The organism is Vibrio sp., from assembly GCF_984391705.1.
The window spans coordinates 178,050-197,145 of sequence record NZ_CFHWOM010000002.1 but is presented as its reverse complement, the minus strand read 5'-3'; the positions used below and the strand labels follow the sequence as shown (position 1 = coordinate 197,145).

General features: G+C 45.4%; 20 protein-coding genes. 9 read left to right on the top strand and 11 right to left on the bottom strand.

Features of this window, described 5'->3' with window-relative positions; translation table 11 throughout:
* The first annotated feature begins 57 nt into the window (after positions 1–57).
* Both AC4MRV_RS03255 and AC4MRV_RS03250 read left to right on the top strand, forming a co-directional pair.
* On the top strand, positions 58–1,368 hold the full coding sequence (locus AC4MRV_RS03255) for a lysine N(6)-hydroxylase/L-ornithine N(5)-oxygenase family protein (protein ID WP_491185986.1): 1,311 nt from the start codon (positions 58–60) through the stop codon (positions 1,366–1,368).
* Positions 1,369–1,507: 139 nt separating this feature from the next.
* Positions 1,508–3,673, top strand: a complete 2,166-nt coding sequence (locus AC4MRV_RS03250; protein WP_491185985.1) for a TonB-dependent receptor — start codon at positions 1,508–1,510, stop codon at positions 3,671–3,673.
* 60 nt (positions 3,674–3,733) lie between these two features.
* Here the strand turns inward: AC4MRV_RS03250 and add are convergent, their stop codons facing one another.
* The gene (add, locus tag AC4MRV_RS03245) at positions 3,734–4,726 is read right to left on the bottom strand and encodes an adenosine deaminase (RefSeq protein ID WP_491185984.1); all 993 of its coding nucleotides are present in this window, start codon (positions 4,724–4,726) and stop codon (positions 3,734–3,736) included.
* Between the two features lie 205 nt (positions 4,727–4,931).
* Here add and AC4MRV_RS03240 point away from each other — a divergent pair, with 205 nt between their 5' ends.
* Positions 4,932–5,597 (top strand): Crp/Fnr family transcriptional regulator, encoded by a 666-nt coding sequence (locus AC4MRV_RS03240; protein WP_491185983.1) that lies wholly within the window; start codon positions 4,932–4,934, stop codon positions 5,595–5,597.
* Between the two features lie 14 nt (positions 5,598–5,611).
* Here AC4MRV_RS03240 and AC4MRV_RS03235 read toward each other — a convergent pair whose 3' ends face one another.
* Positions 5,612–5,839 carry a hypothetical protein gene (locus tag AC4MRV_RS03235; protein WP_491185982.1) on the bottom strand — a complete coding sequence of 76 codons (228 nt, stop codon included), beginning with the start codon at positions 5,837–5,839 and terminating at the stop codon, positions 5,612–5,614.
* Positions 5,840–6,036: 197 nt separating this feature from the next.
* Positions 6,037–7,014, bottom strand: coding sequence for an arginine deiminase-related protein (locus AC4MRV_RS03230; RefSeq protein ID WP_491185981.1), 978 nt, complete (start codon positions 7,012–7,014; stop codon positions 6,037–6,039).
* Positions 7,015–7,327: 313 nt separating this feature from the next.
* Here AC4MRV_RS03230 and AC4MRV_RS03225 point away from each other — a divergent pair, with 313 nt between their 5' ends.
* Positions 7,328–9,184 (top strand): ABC transporter ATP-binding protein, encoded by a 1,857-nt coding sequence (locus AC4MRV_RS03225; protein ID WP_491185980.1) that lies wholly within the window; start codon positions 7,328–7,330, stop codon positions 9,182–9,184.
* Between the two features lie 49 nt (positions 9,185–9,233).
* On the opposite strand, the gene AC4MRV_RS03220 is transcribed toward AC4MRV_RS03225, so the two are convergent.
* The 5 genes from AC4MRV_RS03220 to catB form a co-directional block, all read right to left on the bottom strand.
* Positions 9,234–10,061, bottom strand: coding sequence for a helix-turn-helix transcriptional regulator (locus tag AC4MRV_RS03220; protein WP_491185979.1), 828 nt, complete (start codon positions 10,059–10,061; stop codon positions 9,234–9,236).
* A 36-nt stretch (positions 10,062–10,097) separates the two neighbouring features.
* The gene (locus AC4MRV_RS03215; RefSeq protein WP_491185978.1) at positions 10,098–10,691 is read right to left on the bottom strand and encodes a LysE family translocator; all 594 of its coding nucleotides are present in this window, start codon (positions 10,689–10,691) and stop codon (positions 10,098–10,100) included.
* Between the two features lie 153 nt (positions 10,692–10,844).
* Positions 10,845–11,693: a pirin family protein gene (locus AC4MRV_RS03210; RefSeq protein WP_491185977.1), complete on the bottom strand. Its 849-nt coding sequence runs from the start codon at positions 11,691–11,693 to the stop codon at positions 10,845–10,847.
* A gap of 112 nt (positions 11,694–11,805) precedes the next feature.
* Positions 11,806–12,306, bottom strand: coding sequence for a DUF2867 domain-containing protein (locus AC4MRV_RS03205; protein WP_491185976.1), 501 nt, complete (start codon positions 12,304–12,306; stop codon positions 11,806–11,808).
* A gap of 105 nt (positions 12,307–12,411) precedes the next feature.
* Positions 12,412–13,041 (bottom strand): type B chloramphenicol O-acetyltransferase, encoded by a 630-nt coding sequence (gene catB, locus AC4MRV_RS03200; RefSeq protein ID WP_491186044.1) that lies wholly within the window; start codon positions 13,039–13,041, stop codon positions 12,412–12,414.
* Positions 13,042–13,235: 194 nt separating this feature from the next.
* On the opposite strand from catB, the gene AC4MRV_RS03195 reads away from it, so the two are divergent.
* Positions 13,236–14,531 carry an alpha/beta fold hydrolase gene (locus AC4MRV_RS03195; RefSeq protein WP_491185975.1) on the top strand — a complete coding sequence of 432 codons (1,296 nt, stop codon included), beginning with the start codon at positions 13,236–13,238 and terminating at the stop codon, positions 14,529–14,531.
* A gap of 64 nt (positions 14,532–14,595) precedes the next feature.
* Here the strand turns inward: AC4MRV_RS03195 and AC4MRV_RS03190 are convergent, their stop codons facing one another.
* Positions 14,596–14,976 (bottom strand): VOC family protein, encoded by a 381-nt coding sequence (locus tag AC4MRV_RS03190; protein WP_491185974.1) that lies wholly within the window; start codon positions 14,974–14,976, stop codon positions 14,596–14,598.
* Between the two features lie 102 nt (positions 14,977–15,078).
* Complete coding sequence (locus AC4MRV_RS03185; RefSeq protein WP_491185973.1) at positions 15,079–15,612, bottom strand: dihydrofolate reductase family protein; 534 nt, start codon at positions 15,610–15,612, stop codon at positions 15,079–15,081.
* 101 nt (positions 15,613–15,713) lie between these two features.
* Between AC4MRV_RS03185 and AC4MRV_RS03180 the strand changes: the two genes are divergently transcribed.
* The 4 genes from AC4MRV_RS03180 (at position 15,714) to AC4MRV_RS03165 (ending at position 17,906) form a co-directional block, all read left to right on the top strand.
* On the top strand, positions 15,714–16,280 hold the full coding sequence (locus AC4MRV_RS03180) for a TetR/AcrR family transcriptional regulator (protein WP_491185972.1): 567 nt from the start codon (positions 15,714–15,716) through the stop codon (positions 16,278–16,280).
* A 41-nt stretch (positions 16,281–16,321) separates the two neighbouring features.
* Positions 16,322–16,735, top strand: a complete 414-nt coding sequence (gene arfB / locus AC4MRV_RS03175) for an alternative ribosome rescue aminoacyl-tRNA hydrolase ArfB (RefSeq protein ID WP_491185971.1) — start codon at positions 16,322–16,324, stop codon at positions 16,733–16,735.
* Between the two features lie 79 nt (positions 16,736–16,814).
* Positions 16,815–17,456, top strand: a complete 642-nt coding sequence (locus AC4MRV_RS03170; RefSeq protein WP_491185970.1) for an START domain-containing protein — start codon at positions 16,815–16,817, stop codon at positions 17,454–17,456.
* Between the two features lie 114 nt (positions 17,457–17,570).
* A complete protein-coding gene (locus tag AC4MRV_RS03165) occupies positions 17,571–17,906 on the top strand; it encodes a hypothetical protein (protein ID WP_491185969.1) in 336 nt (111 codons plus the stop codon).
* Positions 17,907–17,908: 2 nt separating this feature from the next.
* Here the strand turns inward: AC4MRV_RS03165 and AC4MRV_RS03160 are convergent, their stop codons facing one another.
* Positions 17,909–19,081 carry a MerR family transcriptional regulator gene (locus tag AC4MRV_RS03160; protein WP_491185968.1) on the bottom strand — a complete coding sequence of 391 codons (1,173 nt, stop codon included), beginning with the start codon at positions 19,079–19,081 and terminating at the stop codon, positions 17,909–17,911.
* Positions 19,082–19,096: the final 15 nt, after the last annotated feature.

Genomic DNA, 19,096 nt, shown 5'->3' with positions numbered 1-19,096 from the left:
AACATAACTATAAAAATATTAATAACCGTTTAAGCCTAGAAAATAAGGATTGTTCAAATGGAACACACTAACAACGTCAAGCTAGACCTCGCAGGAATTGGAGTTGGCCCCTTTAACCTTAGCGTTGCTGCGCTATTGAACTCACAACCACACATCAACGCAACCTTCTTTGAAGGAAGGGAAAGCTTTGCCTGGCACCCAGGTCTGCTGCTCGACAACACCAATATGCAAACCATGTTTTTAAAAGACTTGGTTAGCGCTGTGGATCCTGAAAGCCGCTACTCGTTCCTTGCATACCTAGTACGCAACAAGAAGTTCTACCGATTCCTATCCGCAGAGCTCAACTGCATTAGCCGTCACGAGTTTTCCGATTACTTAGCATGGGCTGCGCACCAAATGCCGAATGTTCAGTTCTCTACTAAAGTTGAGCAAGTAGAGTATGACGGCAGTGCTTTCACCCTACACACAAACCAAGGGAGCTACCAGGCAGCTAACTTATGCATCGGCACAGGAAAAGTACCTTCGTACCCGGAATGCAGTAAAAAATTCATCAGTGACAAAGTGTTCCATGCCGCTGAAATTGGCTTACGCGAACGAGATTTTACCAATAAACGCGTCATGATCGTCGGTGGTGGTCAAAGTGGTGCAGATATCTTCCTCAACGTTCTACAAGGCAAGTGGGGCAAGCCGAGCTCTTTAGATTGGCTATCTCGCCGTTCAAATTTCCAGCCTTTGGATGAGGCCGCCTTTACTAATGAATTCTTCACTCCTGACTATGTAGGAGCTTTCATTAACTTATCGCCAAATGTAAAACGCCAAGAAATCACTCAGCAAAAGCTTACCTCGGACGGCATCACGCAAAAAGCCTTGTTGATGATTTACCAAGAGCTTTACCACCGCTTTGATGTGCTAAAAGAAAAGAAATGGGTCCGCTTGCTGCCGCACCGTACATTGACCGACCTTCGAGAGGTGACCAATGGCTATGAGCTCTCTGCAAACAACGCATTGAGCCAGCAAACAGAGTTTCATAACGCCGATGTCATTATTCTTGCCACCGGTTTTTCCGCACCCACGCCAAGCTGTTTGAACTCGATTCTTCCATTACTCGATCTTGATGAGGATAACCGCTATCAGCTGAGCGCCAACTTCGAGATCAAGTGGGAAGGCGCAACCAAAAATAAGATCTTTGCAGTCAACGCAGGAATGCACAGCCACGGAATAGCTGAACCTCAACTTAGCCTAATGGCTTGGCGTAGCGCACAGATCATCAACCAACTTGCTGGACAAACCTTGTTCGATACCGATTCAGGCCAAGGGATGATTGAGTGGCTGTCACCGGACAGCACCACAGCCAAGATCATCGCTTAACCGCAGTTATAACCTCAATTTGCCAACACTCTTACGTTAACAAGGGCGTAAGAGTGCGGCGTTTTTGTAGCAACAATGAAAGCCATGGATCTAAACAGACCGTTTGATCGGGCGATCTAATTAAATAACAGAGAAAAAAATGAAACTGAAAAAAGGAAGTTTTCCACTATCGACCATCGCTCTAGCGATTGCTTCAACCACCTCGGCTGTTGCAGTACAAGCCCAAGAGTACACAACCTTTGATGAAATGGTGGTAGTATCGAGTCGCTTGCCAAAAGCCATCAGCGACATTCCAGGTACCGTTTGGTACATCGAATCAGAGCAAGTCGAACAAGAGTATCGTGGTGGCAAAACCTTAGGTGAGATCCTAGCGACGGCGATTCCTTCACTTGATGTAAGCAGTGGCGCTCGTACCAACTACGGCCAAAACTTACGTGGTCGTAAAATGCTAGTTATGATTGATGGCGTATCTCTTCAATCTTCACGTCCAATTAGTCGCCACCTTGACTCTATTGATCCTTTCAACATTGATCGTATTGAGGTTCTATCTGGTGCAACGTCCATTTACGGTGCTGGCGCGTCGGGTGGCGTTATTAATATCATCACCAAAAAAGGATCTGAAGATGGCGTTGCACTAGAAACCTTAGTCGGCGGTTCAAGTGGCTTCAATTCAAGCGAAGATCTGGATTATAAGTTTGCTCAATCTATTGCTGGCGGAAACGAGAAAATCCAAGCTCGTACCTCGATCGTGTATTCCAAAACACAAGGCTACTTCGATGCTGATGGCGACATCATCACGCCAGATATTTCCCAAGGTTCAATGCAATTCAATGAAACAATTGATGTTATGGCTAGCGCAAATATCAACCTCACTGAAACACAGAGCCTGAGCCTATTTGGTCAGTACTATGACAGCGAACAAGACTCACCGTATGGCTTGTATATCGAGGGTCGCAACTTTATTGACGTAAGAGATGGCTTTGAGTCAGATCGCCAGCACGGCACAGAGCGAATTATGCTTAGCGCGGTGTACAACCATGAAGCCTTCTTGGGTCACCAACTGATCGCGGAAGCGTCTTATCGTAAAGAAGACCAAACTTACACGCCTTATTATCAAGGCGCTTCACAACAAATCACTGACGTAATCACCCTAAAAGCCGCACTATCAAAGCAGCTTGGTAACTTTAACCTTGTTTACGGCATCGATGCTTACCGCGATAAGCTAGACAGCAACCAAGCACTGTTTGATCCTGATACAGCGAACAACTCTGGAAACCTGATTAATGAAACCTACGCCCAAGTCGGCCGTTACCCTGGCGTAGAGGTAGGCTCGGTCGCCAGTTTCATTCAAGCAGACTGGGCGATTTCAGACGCTTGGCAACTACAAGGTGGTTTGCGCTACCAATACATGAACAACAAGATCGACGATTTTGTCGCTTATGGCATTCAGAAAAAAATCGCGGCTGGAAATGGAACATCAGCGGATGCGGTTCCGGGTGGTGAAACAAGCTACAACATTGGCCTAGCGAACCTAGGCGCCATCTACAGTATTAGCGATACCTCTCAAATTTGGACGAACTTCTCGCAAGGCTTCGACCTAGCGGACCCGGCTAAGTACTATGGCCAAGGCACATATGCGGCGGCACCAGATGCGAATGGGCACTGGGCTCTTCAAGACAGCATTAATGTCGATTCCTCGAAGATGGAGGGAGTAAAAACCAACAGTATTGAGCTCGGGTTCCGTACTAACCAAAACGCATTCAGCCTACAGACTGCAGCGTACTACTCTCAGTCTGACCGCACCATCAAATACAACAAGGATACCTTGTTGATCGAAAAATTGGATGACAAGCAACGCGTTTATGGTGCTGAGGCCCTTGGTACTTACTGGCTAACAAGCAATCTACAACTGGGTGCTTCAGGTCATTATGTGATTTCAGAAGTTGAAACCGATGATGATTGGGATGCGATGAGCGCGGGCAACGCAAGTACCTCGAAAGCAAGTGCGTGGCTTGGTTGGTACGATGACAACCTAGCCGCAAAACTACAAAGCCAAACGATGTTTGACTATGAAGACGATGCCGACAACAAACTTGAAGGTTACACCACATTGGATCTCGTGGGTAGCTACCAACTTCCAGTGGGTAGCCTAGGCTTTGGTATTCAAAACCTACTCAATGCAGACTACACCACGATTTGGGGACAACGTGCACAAATCTTGTACTCTCGTCACTACGCTGCTGAAGCTTACGACTACCGTGGCCGTGGCCGTACCTTCACATTGAATTACCAAATGAAGTTCTAAACAAAAAAACCGCCCGACTGATCGGGCGGTTTTTTATCATGCAAGCTTGTTCAATATCGATTAAACAAACTGCATTAAATGTTTCTTCACTTCATCAGAGGCAAAAGCTTGCTCAACACTTGCAGCGTAAATATGCTTGTAGTCTTCCGCGCTAAGCTCAAACTGATCCATGACCTTTCTCACTTCATCAGTCATCGTGGTGTTAGATACCGTTCGATTATCTGTGTTGATCGTCACAGCCAAACCATCTTTGTAGAAATCGTTTAAAGGGTGCGCTTTGAGCTCAGGGATCGCTTTAGTCTGAACATTGCTACTCGGACAAGCTTCTAGACCTACCACATCCTCTTTAACGCGTTGGTAAGCTTCGGCGTGATCTTTAATTGCCACACCATGACCAATACGCTCTGCTCCGAGTAGCTCAATTGCGTCGTACACATTTTGGCCACAGCCTTGCTCACCTGCATGAATCGTAATGCGGTAACCTTTTTCACGAGCGTATTGAGTGTACTCCACATAATCATGAGCGAAGTTATCCAGCTCAGCACCTGCAAGGTCAAAAGCGACAACACCGTTGCCTACAAATGGGACACCCGCATCAATGATGTCATTAACAGAGTCAATCGGCAGAAGTTTTACCAACGACAAAATGTAGTTACCTTTGATATCGTACTGCGCTTCAGCACGTTTCATCCCCTTAACGACACTATCGATGATGTCTGAATAGGTTAAACCCTGCTGTGTATGCAGTTGTGGCCCAAAACGAACTTCAAGGTACTTGACGTTTTCTTTCGCTGCATCTTCAAACAGTTCAAACGAAATACGCTCAAGACTTTCTCGGGTTTGCATCACTTGGATTGGCAGAGCAAAACGGTCTAGGTACTCTTGTAGGTTTGGACAGGTTTCCGGCGCAACCATCATTTCTTTGATCACTTCCGGATCTTGGCTTGGTAGTTCAATTTTTTGCTCAGCCGCTAAGTCAATCACTGTTTGCGGGCGAAGGCTACCATCTAGGTGGCAATGAAGATCGATTTTTGGAAGATCAAAGTAATTCATCTGTTTACGTCCTAACTTTCACTTTTTTATTCGATAAAGCGACTTGCGCGGTCACACTATAACTATAGTAACAATCATCTTAATCACGCTTTATCTTTTGTTTTTGATAACGATTTAACTCATGGTATATGATCAGCTAAGGTTAGCAACACGACAATTGTCCGGTAGAGCGAAAAAATCGCCAAGACGCTGTAAATAAGTCACTATGGATAAAGATAAAATACTAAACATTGGGCTGAGTAAAATCCGCCAGCTCGTGAAAAGTGATGAGTACAAAACCATCCGCCTCCAAAAAGGCGACTTCATCATCAAGCAACATACTGAAGTCAACGATGTCTATTGGGCAGACAGCGCACAATTTTCGGTCCTACATACTGCTGAAAATGGCAAAACACTCAGCTTAGGTGACTATCGACACAATGATAACTTTTTCGGTGAAATGGAATTTTTCTCTGATGGACCGAGCCCATTTAGCGTCGTAGCAACGGCTGACGTTGATTTAATTGTGATTCCAAAAGAGAAGTTTGCCGAGTTGCTCCTTCTGGATGGTCATATTGCCTTCTGGATGAATCACCGAATGTCGAACATCTACCTTAATACCATGGAGATCGCCATTGAGCGTTCTCTATATCCTCTCAAATACAACATCATCAAAGATATCGTGGATCGCCACTCTCACAATGGGAAATCACAAGGTCACGTGTATATGTATCAAGAGGCACAACGCTTTGGGTGTACAGAGCGGGCATACACACGAATCATTCGCGAATTGATCAATGAAGGTTTGGTCGAGAAAAGTGTTGATAACTCCGGTATCACTGCGATCGACATTGATGGGCTCACACAATCCCTTGAAAAATACTATCAGTAGTGCCCAATGGTTGTTTAATCCATCCGAGTTCTTTGAAAGTAGATGACCTCTAACTGCGCAAGAATAATCTCTTTGTAGCGTTTAATGGGGTTACTCGCGAGCTTCGGCTCATTGCCACTCACCAACCGCAGCTCATTAATATCGCTTTCAAGCTCGTGAATAGGCTGACAGCGGGCATGCTTGTATAATTTGTTCGGTGTCGACGCAAATAGCGCTTCATCCCACCGGCTTGCAGAGGACATAGATAAGTTTCTCAGGGTATTTATGATGCGAAGCTGTATCAACGACAAGCTGCGAAAACCCATATAAAACTCAAATTCTGCAGTGAATTACACGAAGGGAGATTAAGCGAAGTTAAGCTGGCTAAGAACGTAGCAAAAGAAAAAGCGCTTCACCCCAAAAGGATAAAGCGCTTTAAGAATCTTACCGAGCGGAAGAATTACAGAGTGCGAGAGCGACTTGGTAAAAAGACCTCTCCAAGCATACAGCGCACACTACCACCACCGATGTTTTCAATCGTCTGTACATTGAATGGCATCAAACGCCCGTGGCTAGATAGCTGAACACGTTGTGCCGGTGAAAATGCATCGTAAGCAGATTGCGACATAGCAATCACTTTCTCGCCATTGACTGTTTCTAGCTGAAGAATGTTGCCACAGAATTGATTCATCTGTTCCAGCGAAATAGAAATCACCTGCTTATCTTTCGCGAGCGATTTAATCACAAAACGGCGCTCAAACTCTGGGATCACTTCATCACAAATTACGCAGAAGTTTTCACCAATCGCCATCATCACATTGGTGTGATAGATAGGCTTTCCTGACGGCAGAGCAGTCTGGAATGAAACCACACGGTTGTAACCGATACGCTCTGCGTAATCTTCCAATACTTCGCGATCACAACGCTGTGATAATGCAGCATAAATAGTGCGGTTAGGGTGATCCATAACCATCACACCTGTACTTTCTAGGTGTGCATTGATGTCGAGATAAGAAGTCAGTGAGTCCAGAGAATTCACCTGACGACCAGCAAGCTCTAAAGTTTCACGCAGAGCTGACGGTTTGACCTCTTGCTGACGGTTGCGACAAGCCATCGGGAAAGTGAATAACTCACCATTTGGTGTTGTGCTAAACCAGTTGTTCGGGAATACCGCGTCAGGTGTCTCAATGTCACCTAGAGGGTAATCAAATACAACTACCTGAACTCCAGCTTGACGTAATTGATCAACCATATCGCTAAACTCTTGCATCGCATTTTGGCGAATATGTTCGTTAGTATCATTAACTTGATGCTGGAATTCATTGTCTTTGGCTGTTTCTGCGTTAAACGCAAATTCTTTTGGTGGCACCATTACTACGCAGTTAGCGTTTTGTACCACTTCTAATTCTTTTTCTAGTAGGGTTTGCTGTTTCAACATCGTGACAAACTCATATTTCCTCACTCAATGAAGCCAATTGTAGACATATTGTTAAATCAAGAATCACTGAAGTTAAACTAAAAGCCATACCTAAAACAGCAATAACACCTGCATCAATAACAAAACTCAGCAATATTTATTGGCACCAGCCCCGTTTAAGCAAAATGAATGAATAATATGCAAAATTAAGAATATTCCACTAGTTACATTTTAATTACGAAAGGTATACCATTGACAAGCCTTCCCAATTAATGGACGAACACACTCGTCGTATCGACACATTCTGTGTTATTTGTGCGTTTAGGAAACATGTATGTTTAAGAAATTTGAAGGGTTTACAACACCTTTCCCTGACGAAGAGCCTAGCCAGCCCCCACAGGGGATCTTTGCTTTTTGTCGCTATTACACCCGTGGCTATGAAGTCCCGTTGATAATTATGTCGATCATGGCAACGATCGTCGCTATCGTCGAAGTTTCTCTGTTTGGTGCGATGGGCAATCTCGTTGATTGGCTAACAAACAGTAATCCAGAAACCTTCTGGCAAGACAATAAAGGTGAACTTATCTTTTACGGCGTGCTATTGCTTGTCGTGATGCCCATTTTAGTCGTCACCTACTCATTGCTAGTCCACCAAACTCTGCTCGGTAACTACCCGATGTCAATACGTTGGCTAGCGCACCGTTACCTGCTAAAACAAAGTCTAAACTTCTATCAGGATGACTTTGCCGGACGTGTTGCAACCAAAGTGATGCAAACTTCACTCGCAGTGCGCGAAACAGTCATGAAGACTATGGACGTCTTTGTCTATGTCTCTGTCTATTTCACTGCGATTATCGTTCTGTTGGCGCAAGCCGATTGGCGTTTGATGATCCCAATGCTGATTTGGCTGATGTGTTATGTCGCTATCCAAATCTACTTTGTACCGAAACTGAAAAACGTCGCCTCTGAGCAAGCTGATGCTCGCTCGACGATGACAGGCCGTATTGTCGATAGCTACACCAACATCGCTACGGTAAAACTGTTCTCACACAGTAAGCGTGAAACTGAATATGCTGAAAAAGGCATGCGCGGTTTCCTTAATACGGTTTACCGCCAAATGCGCTTAGTGACTGGCTTTGATGTCGCAGTCGAGATCACCAACTACCTGCTGGTCTTCTCTGTCGGCGCACTCTCTATCTTTTTATGGATGGACGGCTCAATCAGTGTCGGCGCTATCGCGATTGCTATTGCGTTGGCGCTGCGCATTAACGGTATGTCAATGTGGATCATGTGGGAAGTCGGAGCACTGTTTGAAAACATGGGCACCGTCGTTGATGGCATGAAGACGCTCTCTAAACCTATCGATATCGAAGATAAACCAGGAGCAAAAGCACTAAACGTTCAGCAAGGTGGCATTGAGTTTGATGACGTTAGCTTCCACTACGGCGATAAAACCAAAGGCGTTATTAGCAACCTCAACTTGAACATTAAGCCAGGTGAAAAAGTCGGTTTGGTGGGTCGCTCGGGTGCAGGTAAATCAACACTGGTCAACCTACTGCTACGTTTCCATGATGTTGAAAGTGGCAAGATTAAGATTGATGGACAAGTGATATCTGATGTTACCCAAGATTCACTGCGTGCGGAGATTGGCATGGTGACCCAAGATACCTCACTGCTGCACCGCTCAATTCGCGATAACATCCTTTACGGTAACCCAGATGCGACCGAAGAGGATCTCCTCCGTGCAACCAAGCAAGCTCATGCCCACGAGTTTATCGAAACCCTAAGCGACCCATTTGGCAACCTTGGTTACGATGCTCAGGTTGGTGAGCGAGGTGTGAAACTTTCTGGTGGCCAACGTCAACGTATCGCCATCTCTCGCGTATTACTGAAAGACGCGCCGCTATTGATCCTTGATGAAGCGACTTCAGCGCTCGATTCAGAAGTCGAAGCCGCTATCCAAGAAAGCCTAAATGAGCTAATGGAAGGTAAAACGGTTATTGCCATTGCGCACCGCCTATCTACCATTGCAGCCATGGATCGTTTAATCGTGCTGGATAAAGGTGAAATAGTCGAGCAAGGCACCCACCAAGAACTGGTGAAAAGTGGTGGCATTTACGCTCAGCTATGGAATCACCAAACAGGTGGGTTTATTGGTGATGACGAGCCAGTCCAAGAGCTCTCTGCGTAATTCGATTCAATACCTGTCACAACCAAAAAGGAAGCTTCAGCTTCCTTTTTTAATCAACAAAATGTGATTGATAATACTTAGGCGTCACCGCTAGCCGCTTCTTAAACTGGCGCTGAAAATGGGCTTGATCAGAAAAACCTAATTCATACGCTACCTGCGAAATCTCTTGCCCAGATTTCAACATCACTTTCGCCCGCTTGATCTTTTCATCTAATAAATAGGAGTGAGGCGGCAAACCAAAATGATGCTTGAATGCGCGAAGTAATTGGTAGCGGCTCATCTCTGCTTCCTGAGCAAGCTGCTCCAGTTGATGCGAACCATTGATTTCATCTAACAGTTTTTCCTTTACTCTGCGCAAGGAACCGCTAGGTTTAGCTGCGATATTTTGTCCTGTTCCAAGTCGCAAACTGGTTTGAATAAAATCATACAAACGAGACTCTACCTGTAACGCATCCGCCTCAGATTGCAAAGCGTGAAACAACCGTAAGTAGCCATGTCTTAATGTCTGGTCTCGTTCGAAGTCCGCCTTAAACGGCTGATAATCTTCACCTATCCTACTCGCCTCATGCTGTAGCACATCCCTTTGTAAGGCTCCCATCTCGATAGCATCGATAAACAACATACTATAAGACCAAGTGCCCGCTTCTGGATTACATGAATGAACATCAGCAGGGTTAATAGTGACGATATCGCCTTTGCCAATTCGGTGCGATTGATGACGATTTCGGTACTCGGCTCGACCTTGCTCGATGATGCCAAATGAAAATTCATCATGAGAGTGTGCGTCATAACATGCGCTACTGCGATTAGCGATACGCAGTTCGACCCAAGGCAAAACCGTGCTTTGTTTAAAGCTCGCACTGCTGTCTTTTTTCATTTGCACTCCTTGCCATTGCTGAATCCAGCGGGCTCACTAGAGCCACATCATGCTGACCGACATAACGAGAATAATCGCCATAGCTCGATTAAAGATACGCTGTTTATTAGGTTGCGACAAATAAGTAGCTAACAACCTACCGAGTAATGCCCAGACTCCAACGCCAATCAAGCACGCGCCAAGAGAAATAAAGGTAAAAATCCACAGCCATTGGTGAGAATTCACCTGCCCAACCACGTATACACTTACTCCAGACATTGCCACCAGCCAAGCCTTAGGGTTAAGTAACTGAGCCAGCGACCCTGTTACCCATCCAGAAGCCGTTCTCCCCTCCACCTCAATGTTACCAACAGGTGCACTGGCAATCTTGTAAGCTAGCCAGATGAGAAAGCCAGAGCCCAATAGCTGCATAGACGATTCAAGCATGGGCAGTTTATCTGTCGCGGTCGACAGCATCGATCCAGACAGGTAGACAACCACCGCATAAGCAAGAGAAGCACCTAATACATGTTTGAGTGCCTGTATGCTGCCCTGCTGAACGGCGGTAGACGTCGCCAATAAGTTTACCGGCCCTGGCGTAACTGCGCCAACAAAGGCAAACACCATCATCGCGAATATAAGGTTGTCCATAGTTCCTCCTCAATCTGTTCAACTCAAATTACCCGTAATGTGAACACCTTTATTGAACGATATTGCAGCCACAAAAAAGCCGCCCAAAACGGGCGGCGGTGCGAAAGTGCTGCAGCAGTGGATTGAAGCAACAGTTGCATTAACAAAAAGACATCAATAGGTTTCAAACACTCCGTCATTGTAATCGCGAATAGTCTGTTCTATCTCAGCCATACTATTCATAACAAACGGGCCATAATGGACTACAGGCTCATTAATCGGCTCACCGAGAAAAAGCAAAGCACCACTATTTTCTAGTGACTTAAGGTCCACTAAGTCGCCTTTCGAAAGCATGACCATTTCACCTCTCGAAGCTTGCTGACCAGATACCTCAATTGCACCTTGATAGACATACATCATCATATTGAAGTGTTCAGGCGTGTGTACTTGCGATACTTGCCCTTTAGTTGCTCGCCAATCTGCTACGCTCAATGGCACACCAGTTTTGTCTAGCGGACCATTGAGCGTCTCCCCATCGACATTTAACGCACCAGCAAGTACGCGGTATAAACCGTTGAGCTCGCTTTCACGCTCAGCGATCATTTCCGGTTGGAAATCGAAATACTGTGCCGGATTCATCTTGTCTCGGGCCGGTTGGTTTATCCAAATCTGAAAACCGTGTAGATCGCCCTCTTCCATAATCGGCATTTCGCTGTGGATCACCCCTCTACCCGCAGCCATCCATTGGGCACCGCCTGATCTCAGCTCCCCCACGTTGCCCATGTGATCACGGTGCTGGAAATGGCCTTTCATCATATAGGTTAAGGTTTCGATGCCACGATGTGGATGAGGAGGAAAACCGCCTACATAGTCAGAGCGTTGATCCGATTTAAGCTCGTCAACCATTAGAAAAGGCGAAAAGTTTTTATTGTTAAAACCCGCCACACGGGAAATTTTTACTCCATCACCATCTGAAGTGGCATGTGAACGGATTACTTGGGTGACTTCTCTTAGCTTGCTCATCATTCTTCTCCTTTCTCACTATAAGAATGAGTGTATCGCTCAGAAGAAAAAAGATGAGCTAAGGGATTGGAGGCACTTATTCGAAAAAATCGAACAAGACTTGGCGAGCCTATTAATAATGACGTTCTAACGCTTTAAGACTAGCAGGTACGATAAGCTTATGCATGGGAGCGACAGGCAACATATAAAGGCGACCAAGCCAATTTTTAACATGGACAGCCGTTGTCACGTGCAAAGTGACATGCTCACCATGTGGAACCAGTAAAAATGACAAACGCACGTTAAGGTGTTTATCACAATCTTCTGCCAATAACTCATTGGGGGTCAGCTTGACCAAGGTAAAAATCCCGATCCGGTCACCGGGTTTGCAGGAGGCCTCATCCATATCAGCACTTAACTCACTCATACTGCCAAGGTTCTTTAAACCCACCATAGCGACAATACGATTACGCCATATCATCAAACGGTTAACCCATTGAGGAGAGCTTTTCATTAACGCTGTATAAATTTCAAAAGCTGATTGCTGACGATTGGGAATAGTCACAGAAAAGCTATCAGCAAAACTTGCGTTATCTAGGTAAGGTTCGATAAGTGAGTGTTGAGAAGTTTCCATGCCGGCTCCATTCTGTTGCACGTAAAATTCACCTTATCGAATAATCAAGGTATTGAATAGACATTAATTATTCAATACCTCGCTAATCTCACTTAAAAGGCTAAGTTAACGAATAACTTTATGCCAGTAGTCATATAAGGCGGAAATATCAGCAGAGCAAAGGTAGCGCATCGCCCCTTTTAGTTGTTCATCACTCCAATACCACCACTGCATTTCAAGCAGCATATTGATTTGCTGATCTGAGAATCGAGACTTAATGTGTTTAGCCGGATTAGAGCCCACTACCTCGTAAGGAGCGACATCCTTTGTGACGACAGCACGGCTTGCAATCACAGCGCCATCACCAATCTTCACCCCTGCCATAATCATCGCTTCCGAGCCAATCCAGACATCATTGCCAATAACGGTATCGCCTGCACGAACGAAGCCATCACTTGCATCGGCAAAATTCTCATTCTCTTGATAAAAGAAAGGGAAAGTACTTGCCCAGTCAGTCCTATGACCTTGGTTACCTGCCATCATGAACACAGCGCCAGAGCCTATCGAGCAGAAGTTACCAATAATCAGCTTATCGACATCGTCTCTGTCAGGGTTTAGGTAACGCGCACAATCATCAAAACCGTGACCATGATAGTAGCCAGAATAGTAGCTATGACGCCCGACCAAAATATTCGGGTTAGTCACTTGATCAGACAAAGGTTTGCCTGAAAATGGAGATTCAAAGTAGTTCATAATTTCATTCTTTTCGTTTTCTATGAGTCACAATCAAATCTTTGACTGCTACTGAAGCATAAAGGAAAACATGATATTGGTCACTGAGAAAACGGAGACCTCCTACTGAGCACGCACAAACTCAAGCAAGCATTGGTATCTATCTAACAAAAGGCTAAGATACCGCATCACTTACGTCACGGATGTACTATTACAATATGAATGCTCAACAGTTTATTGATGCTGGAGTCAAATTCACTCCGCACTACTTTCAAGTTCCACTAGATTACGCCAAACCAGAAAATGGCACGATTGAAGTGTTTGCACGCGAGCTGTCACTGGTTGCGGATGGTGAAAGCGACAAGCCTTATTTAGTCTACTTTCAAGGTGGCCCTGGTTTTCCTTCTCCTCGCCAAAATGGATTTAATGGCTGGGTAAAGCGCGTTATGCAGCAATACCGAGTGTTACTGCTTGATCAACGCGGCACGGGCAACAGCACCGTAATCAGCCATCAAACACTGGCTCATCTTTCTCCAGCTGAACAAGCTGAATATTTGGCTCATTTCCGCGCTGATAATATTGTGCGTGACGCTGAGTTTATTCGTGAAAAATTGGGCGTAGAACAGTGGTCAATTTTGGGCCAAAGCTTCGGCGGTTTCTGCTCGTTGACCTATTTATCGCTATTCCCACAAAGTTTGTCTCGTAGCTATATTACCGGGGGCGTGCCGTCTATCTCTCGTCATTCTGACGATGTCTATCAAGCGACGTTCAAGCGCACCATGGAAAAAAACCAAGCCTTCTTCCAGCAGTTCCCTCAAGCGCAACAGATGTGTCAACGCATTGCTGATCATTTGCTCGAACACGATGAATTTTTACCTAATGGCCAGCGTTTCACCGTCGAGCAGTTCCAGCAAATTGGCATCAACTTCGGCATGAGTGACACCTTCCTACCGACATACTACCTACTGGAAAATGCCTTTGTTGAAGTCAACGGCAAACCTCAACTGCGCTATGAGTTTCTAAATAGTATGTTGATGGAACAAGGCTTCCACACCAATCCGATTTATGCCATTTTGCATGAGTCGATTTACTGCCAAGGCTTTGCCTCTAACTGGAGTGCACATCGCGTTAGACAGACTCGTGAAGAGTTTAACTATCAATCGGGCAAACCATTCTACTTTACGGGAGAAATGGTCTTCCCTTGGATGTTCGACCAATATGAGAATCTAAAACCGCTCAAGCAAGCAGCAGAGCTATTGGCAGAAAAGAGCGATTGGACACCACTTTATGATGCCAACACCTTAGCTGAGAATAAGGTTCCAGTTAGCTGTGCCGTGTATGCGGATGATATGTTCGTTGAGATGGACATCAGTCGAGAAACTCTTGCCCTAATACCAAACTCAAAAGCATGGATCACCAACGAATATGAGCACAATGGGTTGCGCGCTGACGGCGAACGTATTCTCGATAAGCTGATTGCCATGGGTGAACAAACTGCGGCGACATTGAAATAATCATAACGCCCCAGCTCACTGCTGGGGCGTTCTCACTAAGATAAAAATGGTAAGCTCACAAACTCTAAACCATCGAATGTAGGCCGATTGTGTTTCCTTCCGAATCAACCACAACAGAGATAAAACCATGAGGACCTATCGAGAATTTTTGCGCCATCACTTTACCGCCAGCGCCTTCCACTCTGGACTCTTCTACAGCGCAATCTTGGCATGAAAAATAGACCATAGTGCTGTTACCACCCGCAGAGACACCGTCCATTTTAGCTAAAGCGCCAGATGCCCCATATTGCTCCATATCCGCCGGAAAACCCCACATTTCGACGCCCACCTTCGCCTCGTCACCGATACGCTCAAACGACAGATTAAACACTGCGCCATAAAACGCTTTTGCTCGCTCTATGTCATCGACGTAAATTTCAAACCAACCAACCGGATTCATTTGCATAATGATGCTCCTTGCTTTTATCCACTCCTATTTAAGTTAGTCGATAAGCTGCCTGTTTTGGGAGCAATCACAGAAAGATGACTCGTTGTCTCAGTTTCGGCATTAGCGAATTCGTAGGTATCGACTTTGCACCATCGCATCTAAGTAGACTTGGCTTTCAACCAGCTGGAAGTTTTGCATCTTGTCTAGCTCTGCAAACAGTGGTGAACCACCACCCAGCAATACAGGAATCGTCGTAATTACGAGCTCGTCTATAAGGTCTTGTTTGAGGAAATTTTGAATCGTAACACCGCCATCAATGTAGAGATCTTGATAGCCTTGGCGATGTAAATCAGCCAGCAGTTCGCTTAGCTCGCCATGTACAATCTGCACTTTATCTTCATAACCTGAAGGGACTTCTGTCATGGTATTACTCAACACAAATACAGGTTTGCTGTAGGGCCACTCAACACCAAAACTCAGTACCGCCTCTAACGTATTTCGCCCCATAACCAAGCCATCCACACGCTCTAGCAAAGGCCCAAATCCGGTATCGATGTTGTCAGGATTCGGTACTGACATCAGCCAATCTAAACCACCATTTTTGTCAGCAATGTAGCCATCTAAACTGGTTGCAATAAACACGATATTCGCCATCAGGGACTCCTCATATTGAGTATTTGGATATAGAACAGAACTGAGTTACAATTTAATTCTACGGTGTAGAATTTATATAATTAGCTTAAAGAGGATCAACAATGTCTGTCAAGCAAAAACGTCGCGGTCGACCAAAAGGCAGCCAAGTACAGCTCAGCGCAGAAACGATCTTAAACCAAGCCAAAAACATGATGCTTGAGCTCGGAAAAATGCCGAGTGTCCGCGCCCTTGCCACGGGACTAAACGTCGATGCCATGGCCATTTATCACTACTTCACCAATAAAAATGCGCTCCAAGAAGCCATCGTTGTTTCCTTGATTGAAGAGGTTTATCAGCCGCAAGACAACGGCCAGTGGCAGCAAGAGCTCAGCAAACTGTGCTTTAGTTATGTTTCGCTACTTCACCAATACCCTGGGTTACTGGAAACGCTATTGAAGATGGAGACAAGCGGGCCTGCAGAGGTATTCATGGAACGTTTTGAACAGATTCTCACGCCATTAGCTCTAGCTGACGAGACGAAAAAAGATGCCATTGATCTACTGGCTGACTATTTACATGGCTTTGCATTAGCCATGAATTGTCAACCTAGCTGTGAGTTAACCCTTGAGATGATGCAAAGGCCACTCAATTTCTACTTCCAAGCATTTCAACCCGCGCAGAAAGCCTAAATCGTTTACAATGACGACGTGTTAAACATAGAGTGACTGCAATGCTGAAGATTTCAAACACCGTTACCCTACAAGCTTGGGAGATCCAACTTACGGCAATTCGAGCTCAAGGAGCTGGCGGGCAAAACGTTAATAAGGTCTCTTCAGCGATCCACTTACAGTTCGATGTAAAACACTCAACACTGCCTGCAATCTACAAAGAACGTATCTTGGCGCTGAAAGATTCACGCATCTCTAAAGAGGGTGTGATTACCATTAAAGCCCAGCAATACAGAACTCAAGAACAGAACAAAGAAGATGCCTTAAACCGTTTAGCAGAGATGATCCAAGCAGCAATGGTGGTACAAAAGAAACGTCGAGAAACTAAACCAACCCGAGCATCCAAAGAACGACGTTTAAAAGGAAAAAGTATCAAATCCCAGACAAAATCATTGCGTGGTCGCGTTAAACACTAATCTAAGGTGCAATTGAACCTAATCTGTTCTAAGTTCATATAAGTTTCAGATTTTGCTTAATTTTCTATATAGGTTGTTCATGTTGAAACGTCTCTTGATGGTCGCTATAACCGGCCTGATTTTTTGCTCTTATTCCTCAGCTCAACCCAAAGCGTCATGGAAATTTGAAGAGTCGGTGGATGGCATCTCTGTCTATTCGCGAGAACATAAAGACGGCTTAGTTGAAATCAAAAGCCAGATGTTCACGCCGACCACTTATGGTGCGTTTCTCTCCCTATTGGAAGACTCCAGTAATGTTCCCAACTGGATTGATAACGTCAGCCATAGCCGAGTCCTTAAGCAGTTATCTGCGAGTGAAAACATCGTTTACACCCAGTTTGCCGCGCCTTGGCCAGCCAAAGATCGAGACATGGTGACCTACTCAAAATACTCGGTTGATGAGCTCGGTTTTACTTTAAGCATTACAGATGCTCCAGAATCAACTCTCGTCGAGCAAGAAGGCTACATCCGGATATCATCAGTGAAGGCGCAGTGGCAATTGCAGAAGTTAACATCGGGCACGACACTGATCGAGTATACCGCTTTCGCCGATCCTGGCGGCGCGCTCCCCGATTGGCTGGTAAATCAGCTAGCGAAAGAGAGTGCCCGTAAAACGTTCGAGCAATTAAGATTGCAACTGCCCAAGTATCAGTCGGTAAAGCATCCTAATATTGCTGAGTAATTCTCTAAACACCTATGCAAGGCTTACACATCAGTGACTAGAGCCTGAGCGCTACAAATCAAGCTTGTTTACCTATACTTAAACTGTATCTTTGGCGAATAAGGAGCCAAACAAATGAACAGCTTGATTCTCTATGCGCTAGCGCTTTCTGCATCAACGATCAGCGTCGACTCCAGCTCATTGCCACTCAAATGCCGACTACTCGACACTGCCGACAACTTCTGGTTCTACCAAGATCAAATGGTCTACCAAAGTGAGCAATTCGCCATTTTCCACAACTTTAAAGGCCGGACTGTTACTCAGGTCGACCTAAAAACCAATGAACTGATTCGCACGACTTACTTGGGCCATTCCTACCAGCCTAAATATCAAATTCTATTAGGCCAGTGTGACAAAGCAGCACATATCTTAGACATTTGGCATCTGAGCCAAATGCCGTATGACAACTAACGTTAGTCACATACTTTTAGTATCAACATCTGATAGTCGAACTGACCATTTCTCGTTGAAAAACTATCAAGTTCCTCACCTAAGTTTACAAGCGCTTGAGAGCCTTGTAGCTGCTCGTTTAGATGATTGACTCTGGTCGCTAAGGGCTGATAGTAATTTTCCCAAGATTCATCACTTAGCTTAAAGCTATCCACTACCTTAAACCCTAAGTGCTCCGCCTGTGCGATTCGGTTTTCCACACTGGTCATATCTGGGTATTCCTTTTTCCAGAAACGACTGGCGGAATCACTTGGCGTCAGCGTTGACCAAACTAAATCGCTGACAACCAGCATACCTCCTGGCTTTAATAAAGGTCGCCACGTGGCAAACGCGTTCTCTACGCCCATCACATAGGCGCTACCTTCCGACCAAATCACATCAAAACTGTGTGGTTGAAACGGCAATGCCATCATGTTGGCACAGACAGGCGTGACGAAATCTGCAAAGCCTTTAGACTTAGCACACTTCATCAGCTCATCAAGCGCTGACGGCTCGTTATCTACCGCGGTAACATGCCCATTGAGATTTTGTGCTAGCCATTGGGTCGCAAGACCTTTACCACAACCGATTTCAAGTATGTCTAACTCTGATTGCGGCAATAACTCAGCAGCTCGCGCCGTATCAGACTCGCTGCCGGGTCCCCAACGCTCAAGCCCTTCAAACACCAACATAAAATCATGCATATATTGATCATGCTGATTGATGTCTTTCGATAACCATCTCAAACGCTGGATTTGTTTGTCATCGAAGCCTTGCTTCTTCAACCACTCGGCATGTGCTTGGGGCGCAACCTCATCGAGACTCTCATGCCAATCGGTAAGGGGAGATTCACCCAGCAATGCAGCGAGAAGCTCGCGAGATTTTTGCTTTTCAGCAATCTCTTCATCGAGCTGAGTCAGGCGCTTTTGCAACATCTCTCGCTCAACCTTCTGTTCCAAACACGCTTGGCACTCTTTCAGCGTCAAGCCCCCCGCTTGTAGTTTCTGGATTAAACGCAAACGCTGCAGATCTTTATCACTGTAGACTCGATAGCCATTGTCCAGACGCTTACCTTTAATCAGACCGAGCTTTTCGTAATACAGCAGCGTCGTCCTTGATAAACCAAGCTGTTGGCCAAGTTGAGATATTTTATACATTACAATGCCTGCTGC